General features: G+C 60.8%; 9 protein-coding genes. 7 read left to right on the forward strand and 2 right to left on the reverse strand.

Translation table 11 applies throughout. The features are described from left to right. The first annotated feature begins 419 nt into the window (after positions 1-419). Together CGA21_RS09905 and CGA21_RS09910 are read left to right on the forward strand one after the other, a co-directional pair. Complete coding sequence (locus CGA21_RS09905) at positions 420-995, forward strand: PadR family transcriptional regulator (RefSeq protein WP_110751694.1); 576 nt, start codon at positions 420-422, stop codon at positions 993-995. Next, positions 992-1,783 (forward strand): siderophore-interacting protein, encoded by a 792-nt coding sequence (locus CGA21_RS09910; protein WP_188264131.1) that lies wholly within the window; start codon positions 992-994, stop codon positions 1,781-1,783. The genes CGA21_RS09905 and CGA21_RS09910 overlap by 4 nt, the downstream gene beginning before the upstream one ends. 138 nt (positions 1,784-1,921) lie before the next feature. On the opposite strand, the gene CGA21_RS09915 is transcribed toward CGA21_RS09910, so the two are convergent. Both CGA21_RS09915 and CGA21_RS09920 read right to left on the reverse strand, forming a co-directional pair. Next, complete coding sequence (locus CGA21_RS09915) at positions 1,922-2,557, reverse strand: Pr6Pr family membrane protein (RefSeq protein WP_223194090.1); 636 nt, start codon at positions 2,555-2,557, stop codon at positions 1,922-1,924. Between the two features lies 1 nt (position 2,558). Beyond that, positions 2,559-2,789 (reverse strand): VF530 family DNA-binding protein, encoded by a 231-nt coding sequence (locus CGA21_RS09920; protein WP_110751689.1) that lies wholly within the window; start codon positions 2,787-2,789, stop codon positions 2,559-2,561. A 232-nt stretch (positions 2,790-3,021) separates the two neighbouring features. On the opposite strand from CGA21_RS09920, the gene CGA21_RS09925 reads away from it, so the two are divergent. The 5 genes from CGA21_RS09925 to CGA21_RS09945 all read left to right on the forward strand — a co-directional run bounded on the left by CGA21_RS09925 (position 3,022) and on the right by CGA21_RS09945 (position 12,641). Beyond that, complete coding sequence (locus CGA21_RS09925; RefSeq protein ID WP_188264132.1) at positions 3,022-4,389, forward strand: carbohydrate porin; 1,368 nt, start codon at positions 3,022-3,024, stop codon at positions 4,387-4,389. Positions 4,390-4,577: 188 nt separating this feature from the next. Continuing rightward, on the forward strand, positions 4,578-6,986 hold the full coding sequence (locus CGA21_RS09930) for a glucose/quinate/shikimate family membrane-bound PQQ-dependent dehydrogenase (RefSeq protein ID WP_188264133.1): 2,409 nt from the start codon (positions 4,578-4,580) through the stop codon (positions 6,984-6,986). Positions 6,987-7,314: 328 nt separating this feature from the next. Then, complete coding sequence (locus CGA21_RS09935; protein WP_110751683.1) at positions 7,315-9,366, forward strand: putative bifunctional diguanylate cyclase/phosphodiesterase; 2,052 nt, start codon at positions 7,315-7,317, stop codon at positions 9,364-9,366. A gap of 231 nt (positions 9,367-9,597) precedes the next feature. Further along, positions 9,598-10,953, forward strand: coding sequence for an imelysin family protein (locus CGA21_RS09940; protein WP_188264134.1), 1,356 nt, complete (start codon positions 9,598-9,600; stop codon positions 10,951-10,953). A gap of 260 nt (positions 10,954-11,213) precedes the next feature. Further along, the gene (locus CGA21_RS09945; protein ID WP_188264135.1) at positions 11,214-12,641 is read left to right on the forward strand and encodes a di-heme oxidoredictase family protein; all 1,428 of its coding nucleotides are present in this window, start codon (positions 11,214-11,216) and stop codon (positions 12,639-12,641) included. Positions 12,642-12,661: the final 20 nt, after the last annotated feature.

A 12,661-nucleotide genomic window follows, 5' to 3' on the forward strand; every position in this document is an offset into this window, starting at 1 on the left:
GATGGCGTTTCGGTTCAACTTTCGACACCAACAATGATCGACCAAATTCCTAGGAAAGTAAGTACGAAAACGCCATGAAACATGTAGTTAAAGTGCCCCACGCACCTGTAGAAAAATCAGCGAAAACAACAAAGTAAGATATTTAACTATCAGCCATATCCTACACACAGTTTTAGTTAAAAAAGCACACAGACAAGAACTAAAACAACTTCTGTAAGACCTGTACTACTTATTCATCAACTCACTACCAACAACAGCGGGAGAATGATGATTAGTTTAATTACTCTAAAATTACCAGCACTCCCTTCTCCCGCCAGACCAGCGGGGGGGTTCTGGCTTACCGACCGTCGGTCAGTAATGCTTGCGCACCTCATAAGATATATCTTACGTTGTATCTAGAAATCACAGGAGAAGGAAAAATGAGAGACCCTCATTCCCCGCACCGCGAACACGGCGACGGCCGTGACGGCTTCGAAAAACGTCCCGGGCGCGAACGGGGCGGCCGCGGCCCTCGGGTGTTCGCCCCCGGCGACCTGAAATTGCTGCTGCTGGCGCTGATTGCCGAGCAGCCTTGCCACGGCTATGACTTGATCCGCCAGATCGAAGGCATGTTCGACGGCGCCTATAGCCCCAGCCCAGGGGTGATCTACCCGACCCTGACCTTTCTGGAAGAGAGCGAAATGATTCAGGGCGATGCCGAGGGCGGGAAAAAACGCTACAGCGTGACCGACGCCGGACGCCTGTCTTTAACCGAACAAGCGATTGCCCTGGACGGCGTGCGCACACGCATCGATGTGAGCAAGCGCTCGTTGCGCGGTCACGATCGCCCGCCGCAGATCCACGAGGCGGTGCATAACCTGCGTCATGCCTTGCAACTGCACCATGGACGCTGGAGTGCCGAAGAGATCCAGCGTGTCGCCAACCTGCTCAACAACACCGCCAAAGCCATTGTCGACGGCCCCGCCGTTCAATTTGCTCAGGAGCCAGCCGAATGACCGACGTTATCGTGCCTTCCCAAACCATTCACCGCGTCATGCATGAAATAAAACGGCGGCGCCTGGAGGTGCTGCGGGTGGTCGACCTGACGCCTCGCATGCGTCGCATTACCCTGGGCGGGCCTGAGCTGGCCGGTTTCGTAAGCCTCGGCACCGACGACCACGTCAAGCTGCTGTTCCCGCAGAACGCGGAGCAACAGGCGGCGTTGGAAACCCTGGTGCTCGGCGCCGGCAAGGACAACGGCCCGATGCCTGCCATGCGCGACTACACCCCGCGGCGCTACGACCTGGACACTCTGGAGCTGGATATCGATTTCGTGCTGCACGGCGACGGCCCTGCCTCGACCTGGGCCGAACAGGCCCAACCCGGGCAGTTCCTGCACATCGGCGGGCCCCGGGGCTCGATGATCGTGCCGGATATCTTCGACAGCTACCTGCTGATCGGCGACGAAACCGCCCTGCCCGCCATCGCCCGACGCCTTGAAGGCCTGGCGGCCAATCGCAAGGCGCTGGTGGTCATCGAAGTGGAAAATGGCAAGGAACAGCAAGTGCTGCAGAGCGCTGCCGAGGTCAATGTGATCTGGGTGCTGCGCGAAGGGGGCAAAGACCATTTGTTGAGCACCGTGCGCCAGATCCAGGTGCCAGCCGGCAGCCTGTACGCGTGGGTGGCAACCGAGAGCAAGGTGTCGCGGCAGATACGTCGGGTGTTGCTCGACGAGCACGGTTTGAACGAACAGTTCGTCAAGGCCGTCGGCTACTGGCGGCGGGACGACAGCGACGAGGAATAATGAGGCATGAACTGTAGGAGCGAGCATGCTCCGGGCGGCGTTCCGACGATGGTCGTCAACGATGACGCTGGGCACCAGACACCCCACGGTGCTCTTATCGCGAGCAAGCTCGCTCCCACAGTAGATCGGGTACGGTGGTCACCGCCACCGACGATCCAGCGCCATCAACAACAAAGCCATCACTACAAACCCCATCAGTAATCCGCCGGCATTCAAAAACACCTGTGGATAACCCAGCTTGTCCACATCTATGAACGGATAGGGATAAGCCGCCAACAGGTGCCCGCGAAGCAGTGTGTAAGCGAAGTACAGCAACGGGTAAATCAGCCACAGCGCAATGTGCCGCAGACGCAAGGTGCCTTTCGGCACACAGAACCACCAATACAGCAGAAACAGCAGCGGCATCACGTCGTGCAACAGCTCATCGGCCAGCCATTGCCAGCCTTGCGGATGCCACAAATGCCGCAACAGCAGGTTGTAGGCCAGGCTAACCACCGCGATGCTCACGGCAATGCCGCTACTGACCCCCGGCTGCAGGAACCAGCGACGCGCCGCCGACTCGCGGGACGTGGCCGCACAGGTCAGCACGGTCGCCACCAGGGTGTTGCTCAGCACAGTGAAAAAACTGAAAAAACTGATCAGCCCGCCCAGCAGACTGGCGCCGATACTCCAGCGCGCAAAAAAAATCAGGTACAGCTGAATACTCAGCCCGGCCCAGCCCAGCGCGGCCGCCAACGTCATCAAGCGTCGCTGCACGCCTTCCTTGGGTGGCATGTCAAACCGGGCGCTTGGTGCGCATCAGTTTCACGTACAAGCGCTCCACTTTCTCCCGTGCCCATGGGGTCTTGCGCAAGAACGTCAGGCTCGACTTGATGCTCGGATCGCTCTTGAAGCAACGGATATCGATGCGCTCGGCCAATCCCGACCATTCGTAATGGGTCACCAGCGCATTGAGGATCTGTTCCAGGGTGACGCCGTGCAGCGGATCGGGGGTGTGTTCGTTCATGCCAGGCCTTCGAGCAGGAGTGGGAATTGGAAGCCGCGCACCTTACGTTAAATGTAGGTGAAACGGAAAAGACTGTTACCGAATCCGAAAGGCTGCATGACAGGAAAAGACCTTTCTCTATTTGTAACAGAACATTATCCTTACGCCTGCTTTAGCTGAAACGTTTCCTCCTCTGCATTGCGTCTGCCGTTTTACGTTCATTCCCCAGAAAAAAATCAAGAATTTCTTCCTTATGCCTGATTTACAACTCTCCAAAGACAGCGCTGTCTTCAAGACGACTGTTTGCCTGCTCACAAGCCTTGGCGCTTTGAGTCTCGCCACGTGCACCCAGGCGGCGCCCGCCTTCGACAGCGACTCCCCGTGGATGCTCGGCGACTGGAACGGCACCCGCAGTGAACTGTCGGCAAAGGGCTACGACTTCAAGATCGACTACACCGGTGAAATGGGCAGCAACCTGCATGGCGGCTACGACCACGATCGCACCGCTCGCTACAGCGATCAGTTCGCGCTTGGCACGCACCTGGACCTGCAGAAAATCCTCGGCTGGGACGATGCCGAGTTCCAGCTGACCATCACCAAGCGCAGCGGCAACAACATCAGCAACGACCGGATCAATGACCCACGCGTCGGTGGATTCACTTCGGCGCAGGAAGTCTGGGGTCGTGGCCAGACCACGCGCCTGACGCAGATGTGGTACCAGCAGAAGTTCCTCGACCAGACACTCGACATCAAGGTCGGCCGTTTCGGCGAAGGCGAAGATTTCAACAGCTTTCCCTGCGACTTCCAGAACCTGGCGTTCTGCGGCTCCCAGGTCGGCAACTGGGTGGGCGACATCTGGTACAACTGGCCGGTCAGCCAGTGGGCGATGCGGGTCAAGTATCACCTGACGCCCGAGCTGTACGCACAGGTTGGCGCCTATGAGCAAAACCCGTCGAACCTCGATCGCGACAACGGTTTCAAGCTCAGCGGCAGCGGCACCCAAGGGGCCATCCTGCCGGTGGAACTGGTGTGGACGCCCAAGCTCAACGGTCTGCCGGGTGAATACCGTGCCGGCTATTACTACAGCAACGCCGACGCCACCGATGTCTACAAAGACAGCCACGGCCAGCCCGCCGCCCTGAGTGGCGAGGCTTACCGCAGCGCATCGAGCAAGCACGGCGTGTGGCTCGGCCTCCAGCAGCAAGTCACCAGCATCGCCAGCGACCATTCCCGCGGCCTGAGCCTGTTCGCCAACGGCACGATGCACGACAAGAAGACCAACGCCATCGACAACTACGTACAGGCCGGCCTCGTCTACAAAGGCCTGTTCGATGCCCGCGCCAGGGATGACATCGGTTTCGCCATGGCCCGCGTTCACGTCAACCCGGCGTACCGCAAGAATGCCGAGGCGCGTAATCAGGCCAATGCTGTCTTTGACTACGACAACCCGGCCTACCTGCCGCCGCAGGACACCGAATACAGCGCCGAACTCTATTACGGCGTGCACATCACGAACTGGCTGACGGTGCGCCCGAACCTGCAATACATCCGCCACCCCGGTGGCGTGAACGAGGTCGATGACGCGCTGATTGGCGGGATCAAGATCCAGTCGTCGTTCTAACCAACACCCCCCACCTCTGTAGGAGCCGGCTTGCTGGCGATGGCGTCCGAGAGATCACTATCACCAGCAAGCCGGCTCCTACAGGGGGGCTATCAACCAACCGGTTTTATATGAACAACGCCCCCGCGGGATCGTCATCTACAGTGAACCTGCGCGGGACCACTTGAAACGTCACGGAGAACCACACTATGAGCACTGAGGGTGCTTTGAGTCGAAGCCGTCTGTTGCCGACCCTGCTCGGCATACTGCTTCTGCTAATGGGCCTGGCCATGCTGGCCGGCGGGATCAAGCTGAGCATGCTCGGCGGCTCGCTCTACTACCTGCTGGCCGGTATCGGTCTTGCGCTGACCGGCATCCTGCTGATCGCCGCGCGCCGTGCCGCGCTGGGCCTGTACGCGCTGGTACTGTTCGCCAGCACCGTTTGGGCACTGTGGGAAGTCGGCCTCGACTGGTGGCAGCTGGTGCCGCGCCTGGCGATGCTGTTCGCGCTGGGCCTGGTCATGTTGCTGCCGTGGTTTCGCCGTCCGCTGCTGCGTGATGGCGCCGCCCCCATGGGCACCGGCGCACTGAGCGTGGCTGTGGTCATCGCAGGCGCGACCGCCCTGGCCAGCCAGTTCACCAACCCGGGTGAAATCAAGGGCCAACTGGACCGCGACAGCGTGCCGGGCATGACCAACACCGCACCGGCCATGCCCGACGGTGACTGGAACTCCTACGGCCGCAGCGCCCACGGCGACCGTTACTCGCCGCTGGCGCAGATCACCCCGCAGAACGTCAACAAACTGGTACCGGCCTGGACCTATCGCACCGGTGACCTGCCAGGGCCGAACGACCCGGGCGAAACCACTGCCGAAAACACCCCGCTGAAAGTCAACGGCATGCTCTATGTGTGCACGCCGCACAGCCAGGTGATCGCCCTGGACCCGGACACCGGCAAGGAAATCTGGCGTTTCGATCCGAAGCTGTCGACGCAGAATGCGGCGAACTTCAAGGGTTGGGCGCACATGACCTGCCGTGGCGTGACCTATCACGATGACGCGGTGTATGCCTCCGAACAGAGCCCGACCGGTTCGGCCAGCCCGGCCCCGGCCAGCGCTTGCCCGCGCAAGATCTTCCTGCCGACCGCCGACACCCGCCTGATCGCGCTGAACGCCGACACCGGCAAAATGTGCGAAGACTTCGGCGACAAGGGCCAGGTCGACCTGCGCGCCAACATCGGCGGTTTCACGGCCGGTGGTTACTACTCCACCTCGCCACCCGCGGTCACCAAGGACCTGGTGGTGATTGGCGGCCACGTCACCGACAACGTCTCCACCGACGAGCCAAGCGGCGTGATCCGCGCGTTCGACGTGCACACCGGTAAACTGGTGTGGAACTGGGACAGCGGCAACCCGGACGACACGACGCCGATTGCCGAGGGCAAGACTTACACCCGCAACTCGCCAAACATGTGGTCCGTGTTCGCGGTCGATGAAAAACTCGGCATGCTGTACCTGCCGATGGGCAACCAGACCCCGGACCAGTTCGGCGGCGCGCGTACCCCTGAATCGGAACTGCACGCGGCCGGCCTGACTGCCCTGGACATCGCCACCGGCAAAGTGCGCTGGCACTTCCAGTTCACTCACCATGACCTGTGGGACATGGACGTCGGCGGCCAGCCGACCCTGATGGACCTGAAGACCGCCGACGGCGTGAAGCAGGCCGTCCTGGCGTCGACCAAGCAAGGCAGCATCTACGTGCTGGACCGCAGCACCGGCCAGGCCATCGTGCCGATCAACGAAGTGCCGGTACCGCAAGGTGCGGTGGAAGGCGACCACACCTCGCCGACGCAACCCAAATCCGACCTGAACCTGATGCCACCGCCGCTGCAAGAGCGCGACATGTGGGGCGTTACGCCGTTCGACCAACTGATCTGCCGGATCGACTTCAAATCCTTGCGCTACGACGGCCCGTTCACCCCGCCATCGCTGCAGGGTTCGATCGTCTATCCGGGCAATTTCGGTGTGTTCGACTGGGGCGGCATCTCGGTTGACCCGGTGCGTCAGATCGCGTTCGTGAACCCGAGCTACATGGCGTTCAAGTCGAAAATGATCCCGGCCGCCGACATCGCCGCCCAAGGCCCGCGCAAAAGTGAAACCGAAGGCGTGCAACCCAACAAGGGCGCGCCGTACGGCGTGGTGCTCGAAGCCTTGCTGTCGCCAATGGGCCTGCCGTGCCAGGCGCCAGCGTGGGGCTACGTGGCCGCGATCGACCTGACCACCCATGAAAAAATCTGGATGCACAAGAACGGCACCGTGCGCGACAGCTCGCCGGTTCCGATCCCGCTGAGCATGGGCGTACCGAGCCTGGGCGGCACCTTCACCACCGCCGGTGGCGTCGGTTTCCTCAGCGGCACCCTGGACCAGTACCTGCGGGCCTACGATGTGAAAAACGGCAAGCAACTGTGGGAAGGTCGCCTGCCCGCAGGCGCGCAAACCACGCCGATGACCTACACCGGCAAGGACGGCAAGCAATACGTGCTGGTCGTGGCTGGCGGCCACGGTTCGCTGGGCACCAAACAGGGCGACTATGTGATTGCCTACAAGCTGTCGGAATAAGTAACAACCGTAGCTAGCGCCAAGGCGACTCCCGCAAGGGGGTCGCCTTTTTTGTGGGCGAGCTACCAGTCCAAAAGCAGCGCCCGGGGCCTTGCCTCAACGCCACAGCCGTCTAACATCAAACGAAAGGAAATTTTGTCCCAATCCCCTCAAGTTGAAGGACTCGACTACCGACACAGTACTGACCGGGCAATTGCCCCAGACAACAGCAAATCGGCCAAGCTGCTGGCATTATCCCGCAGGATGGATTGTCCCTTTGACTGCCATCACGGGATTGCCAATACTCATGGCAACTTGATGCTACCCGCACGGAACAAGGAATTACCCTTTGAAGCTGGAACTCAAGAACAGCTTGTCGGTGAAGTTGCTCCGGGTCGTGCTCCTGTCGGCATTGATCGTCGGCGTGGTCTTGAGCTGCGCGCAGATTGTTTTCGATGCCTATAAAACACGCCAGGCCGTTGCCAGCGATGCCGAACGCATTCTCGACATGTTCCGCGACCCCTCGACCCAGGCCGTCTACAGCCTGGACCGGGAAATGGGTATGCAGGTGATCGAAGGCCTGTTTCAGGATGACGCGGTGCGTCAGGCTTCCATAGGCCATCCCAACGAAGCCATGCTGGCGCAAAAATCCCGTGAGTTGCAGCAGTCCAGCAGTCGCTGGCTGACCGACCTGATCCTCGGCAAGGAACGCACCTTCACCACCCAATTGGTGGGGCGCGGCCCTTACAGCGAGTATTACGGCGACCTGAGCATTACCCTCGACACCGCCACCTACGGCAAGGGCTTCATTGTCAGTTCGGTGATCATCTTCATTTCCGGAGTATTGCGAGCCCTGGCGATGGGAATGGTGCTGTACCTGGTCTATCACTGGCTGTTGACCAAACCCCTGTCGCGGATCATCGAGCACCTGACCGAAATCAATCCCGACCGCCCCAGCGAGCACAAGATTCCATTGCTCAAGGGCCACGAGAAGAACGAACTGGGGCTGTGGATCAACACCGCCAACCAGTTGCTCGAATCCATCGAGCGCAACACGCACCTGCGCCACGAAGCGGAAAACAGCCTGTTGCGCATGGCCCAGTACGACTTCCTTACCGGCCTGCCGAACCGCCAGCAATTGCAAACGCAGCTGGACAAGATTCTCGTCGATGCCGGCAAGTTGCAGCGCCGGGTGGCGGTACTGTGCGTCGGGCTCGATGACTTCAAGGGCATCAACGAACAGTTCAGCTACCAGACCGGTGACCAACTGCTACTGGCCCTGGCCGATCGCCTGCGCGCGCACAGTGGACGCCTGGGCGCCCTCGCCCGCCTGGGTGGCGACCAGTTCGCCCTGGTGCAGGCCGATATCGAACAACCCTACGAAGCCGCCGAACTGGCCCAAAGCATCCTCGATGACCTGGAAGCGGCGTTTGCCCTCGATCATCAGCAGATCCGCCTGCGCGCCACCATTGGCATCACCCTGTTCCCCGAAGATGGCGACAGTACCGAGAAGCTGCTGCAAAAAGCCGAGCAGACCATGACCCTGGCCAAGACGCGCTCGCGCAACCGCTATCAGTTCTACATCGCCAGCGTCGACACCGAGATGCGCCGCCGTCGCGAGCTGGAAAAAGACCTGCGCGACGCACTGGTCCGCGACCAGTTCCACCTGGTCTACCAACCGCAGATCAGCTACCGCGACCACCGGGTCGTTGGCGTCGAAGCGTTGATTCGCTGGCAGCATCCCGAGCACGGGCTGGTACCACCGGACCTGTTCATTCCGCTGGCCGAGCAGAACGGCACCATCATCGCCATTGGTGAATGGGTGCTGGACCAGGCCTGCAAGCAATTGCGCGACTGGCACGACCAGGGCTTCAGCGACATGCGCATGGCCGTGAACCTTTCCACCGTGCAGTTGCATCACGCCGAGTTGCCTCGGGTGATCAACAACCTGATGCAGATGTATCGCCTGCCGCCACGCAGCCTGGAGCTGGAAGTTACCGAAACCGGCCTGATGGAAGACATCAGCACCGCCGCCCAGCATTTGCTCAGCCTGCGCCGCTCCGGTGCGCTGATCGCGATCGACGATTTCGGCACCGGTTATTCGTCACTGAGTTATCTGAAAAGCCTGCCGCTGGACAAGATCAAGATCGACAAGAGCTTCGTCCAGGACCTGCTCGATGACGATGACGACGCAACCATCGTTCGCGCCATCATTCAGTTGGGCAAGAGCCTGGGCATGCAGGTGATCGCCGAGGGCGTTGAAACCCTGGAGCAGGAGGCCTACATCATCTCCGAAGGCTGCCACGAGGGTCAGGGCTACTTCTACAGCAAGCCCCTGCCGGCCCGGGAGCTGGTGGCTTATCTGAAGCAGGCCCAGCGCAGTAACGCGGCTATCTTGTAAAAGATCAAAAGATCGCAGCCTGCGGCAGCTCCTACAGGAATCAATGCGTCCTTAGGAGCTGTGTAGGAGCTGTCGAGTGAAACGAGGCTGCGATCTTTCCCCCCCAGCCCCCGTTAATAAGAAATATTTCCAGCCACAACCCTTTACACAGAATGCGAAAGATTTGCATTATGTGTCACTTTTGCGCGCCGGACGCGTTATTCCACCCCCTCTCGAAGCAGGATGTTCGCCATGATTCGTATGCCTCTGGCTACCGCCAGTCTGTTGGCCATCGCAATTTCCCTCGCCGGTTGCGGTGAAGGCAAAGACAAAGAAAAAGCGGCCGCTCCTGCGCCAGCGGCCAGCACTGCCGCCGCCCCAGTCGCACCCGCTGCTGCACCTGCCGCTGCCAGCAAAGTCGACGAAGCGGCTGCCAAAGCCGTTGTCGCGCACTATGCCGACATGGTTTTCGCCGTTTACAGCGATGCCGAATCTACTGCGAAAACCCTGCAAACCGCTGTCGACGCCTTCCTCGCGAAGCCGAACGCCGACACCTTGAAAGCCGCCAAGGCCGCCTGGATCGCTGCTCGCGTTCCTTACCTGCAGAGCGAAGTGTTCCGCTTTGGCAACACCATCATCGACGACTGGGAAGGCCAAGTGAACGCCTGGCCACTGGACGAAGGCCTGATCGACTACGTCGACAAATCCTACGAGCACGCACTGGGTAACCCTGGCGCCACGGCCAACATCATCGCCAATACGCAAATCCAGGTTGGCGAAGACAAGGTCGACGTGAAGGACATCACCCCGGAAAAACTCGCCAGCCTGAACGAGCTGGGCGGTTCCGAGGCCAACGTCGCCACCGGCTACCACGCCATCGAATTCCTGCTCTGGGGCCAGGACCTGAACGGTACCGGCCCTGGCGCCGGCAACCGTCCAGCTTCCGACTATCTGGAAGGCAAAGGCGCCACTGGCGGCCACAATGATCGACGCCGCGCCTACCTGAAATCCGTGACTCAATTGCTGGTCAGCGACCTGGAAGAAATGGTCGGTAACTGGAAGCCGAACGTGGCCGACAACTACCGCGCCACCCTGGAAGCGGAACCGGCTGAAAGTGGCCTGCGCAAAATGCTGTTCGGCATGGGCAGCCTGTCCCTGGGCGAACTGGCGGGCGAGCGCATGAAGGTTTCCCTGGAAGTCAACTCCCCGGAAGACGAACACGACTGTTTCAGCGACAACACCCACAACTCGCAGTTCTACGATGCCAAAGGCATTCGTAACGTGTACCTGGGCGAATACACCCGCGTCGACGGCAGCAAAATGACCGGCGCCAGCCTGTCGTCCCTGGTGGCCAAGGTCGATCCAGCGGCAGACACCGCATTGAAAGCCGACCTGGCTGCCACCGAAGCCAAGATGCAGGTCATCGTCGACCACGCCAACAAGGGTGAGCACTACGACCAGCTGATCGCTGCCGGCAACACCGCCGGCAACCAGATCGTCCGTGACGCCATCGCATCCCTGGTCAAGCAGACCGGTTCGATCGAAGCCGCCGCTGGCAAACTGGGCATCAGCGACCTGAACCCGGACAACGCTGATCACGAGTTCTGATCAACGCTGGCGCTTCGATTGCCGATCGTTCCCACGCTGATCATTCCCACGCTCTGCGTGGGAATGATCAGCGTGGGACACTCCGCGTCCCAAATCAAAAGCCGAACGCGGAGCGTCCGTTGAGGCATTCCCACGCCGAGCGTGGGAACGATCAGCGTGGGAACGATCAGTTGCTCAAGCGAACGATAATTCCTCTTATTCAAATTCCCATCCCCTGTTAGACTTTGCGCCCTTGTTTGGCTCGTCTTGCAGGATGTCTGATGCCCTCGCTGCCTCTTCGCTTGTCTGCACTGTTGCTGGCCCTGGGCCTGAGTGCATGCGATGACGCCCCGAAATTCACCCAGGCCGAACCCGGTGAAGCCCGCTCCGGCGGAGGCACGACCGTGCGCAAGACCGATCAGAACGCCTTTTCGCTGCCCTCCGCCAACCTGCCACCATCGCGGCGTGTGGATTTCAGTGTCGGCAATAGCTTTTTTCGTAATCCCTGGGTGATCGCTCCGTCGACCACCACCGCTCGCGACGGCCTCGGTCCGCTGTTCAACACCAATGCCTGCCAGGGCTGCCATATCAAGGACGGCCGCGGTCACCCGCCTGCGCCAGATGCGCGCAATGCCGTGTCGATGCTGATACGCCTGTCGATTCCCGACACCCCGGCCTACGCCAAGGTCATCGAGCAACAGGGTGTCGTACCGGAGCCCGTGTATGGCGGGCAGTTCCAGGACATGGCCGTGCCCGGCGTGACGCCGGAAGGCAAGGTGCGGGTCGACTACTCGCCGGTGAGGGTTCGCTTCAAGGACGGCACCGAAGTGGAACTGCGCAAGCCGAGCCTGAACATCACCCAGCTGAACTACGGCCCGATGCACCCCGACACGCGTTTCTCGGCACGGGTGGCGCCGCCGATGATCGGCCTGGGCTTGCTGGAAGCCATTCCTGAAGAGGCTATCCTGGCGAATGCGCACGCGCAGGCCAAAGCCAAAAACGGCATCGCCGGGCGCCCGAACCGGGTCTGGGATGATGTGCAGCAGAAAACCGTGCTCGGGCGATTTGGCTGGAAAGCCGGGCAGCCGAACCTCAATCAACAAAATGTCCATGCGTTTTCCGGTGACATGGGCCTCACGACCCACCTGAGGCCCTTTGACGACTGCACCGACGCGCAAACGGCCTGTAAGCAGGCACCCAATGGCAATGGCCCCGATGGCGAGCCGGAAGTCAGCGACAACATCCTGCGCCTGGTGCTGTTCTACACCCGGAACCTCGCCGTACCGGCGCGCCGCGATGTCGGCACGCCGCAAGTGCTGGCCGGCAAGACCCTGTTCTACCAGGCCGGTTGCCAGTCCTGTCACACACCCAAGTACACCACCGCCGCCGACGCTGCCGAACCTGAATTGGCCAATCAAGTGATTCGCCCCTACAGCGATCTGCTGCTGCATGACATGGGCGATGGCCTGGCCGACAACCGCACTGAATTCCAGGCCGGAGGGCGCGACTGGCGTACCCCGCCGTTGTGGGGCATTGGTTTGACTCAAGCCGTCAGTGGCCACACCCAGCTCCTGCACGACGGCCGCGCCCGCAACCTGCTCGAAGCCGTGCTCTGGCATGGCGGCGAGGCAAAAGCGGCGCAACAACAGGTTTTGTCTTTCAATGCCGAGCAGCGCGCTGCGTTGCTGGCGTTCTTGAATTCCCTTTAATACCCATCTTCCCGCGGGAG

Origin of the sequence: Pseudomonas sp. PSB11, from assembly GCF_014596605.1 — a bacterium.
Lineage (GTDB): Bacteria > Pseudomonadota > Gammaproteobacteria > Pseudomonadales > Pseudomonadaceae > Aquipseudomonas > Aquipseudomonas umsongensis.

Bases quoted from the DNA above. Each gene is read 5' to 3' on its own strand.
- CGA21_RS09945 (WP_188264135.1), top strand. From the start codon at position 11,214: ATGCCCTCGCTGCCTCTTCGCTTGTCTGCACTGTTGCTGGCCCTGGGC.
- CGA21_RS09910 (WP_188264131.1), top strand. From the start codon at position 992: ATGACCGACGTTATCGTGCCTTCCCAAACCATTCACCGCGTCATGCAT.
- CGA21_RS09905 (WP_110751694.1), top strand. From the start codon at position 420: ATGAGAGACCCTCATTCCCCGCACCGCGAACACGGCGACGGCCGTGAC.
- CGA21_RS09915 (WP_223194090.1), bottom strand. From the start codon at position 2,557: ATGCCACCCAAGGAAGGCGTGCAGCGACGCTTGATGACGTTGGCGGCC.
- CGA21_RS09940 (WP_188264134.1), top strand. From the start codon at position 9,598: ATGATTCGTATGCCTCTGGCTACCGCCAGTCTGTTGGCCATCGCAATT.
- CGA21_RS09925 (WP_188264132.1), top strand. From the start codon at position 3,022: ATGCCTGATTTACAACTCTCCAAAGACAGCGCTGTCTTCAAGACGACT.
- CGA21_RS09920 (WP_110751689.1), bottom strand. From the start codon at position 2,789: ATGAACGAACACACCCCCGATCCGCTGCACGGCGTCACCCTGGAACAG.
- CGA21_RS09930 (WP_188264133.1), top strand. From the start codon at position 4,578: ATGAGCACTGAGGGTGCTTTGAGTCGAAGCCGTCTGTTGCCGACCCTG.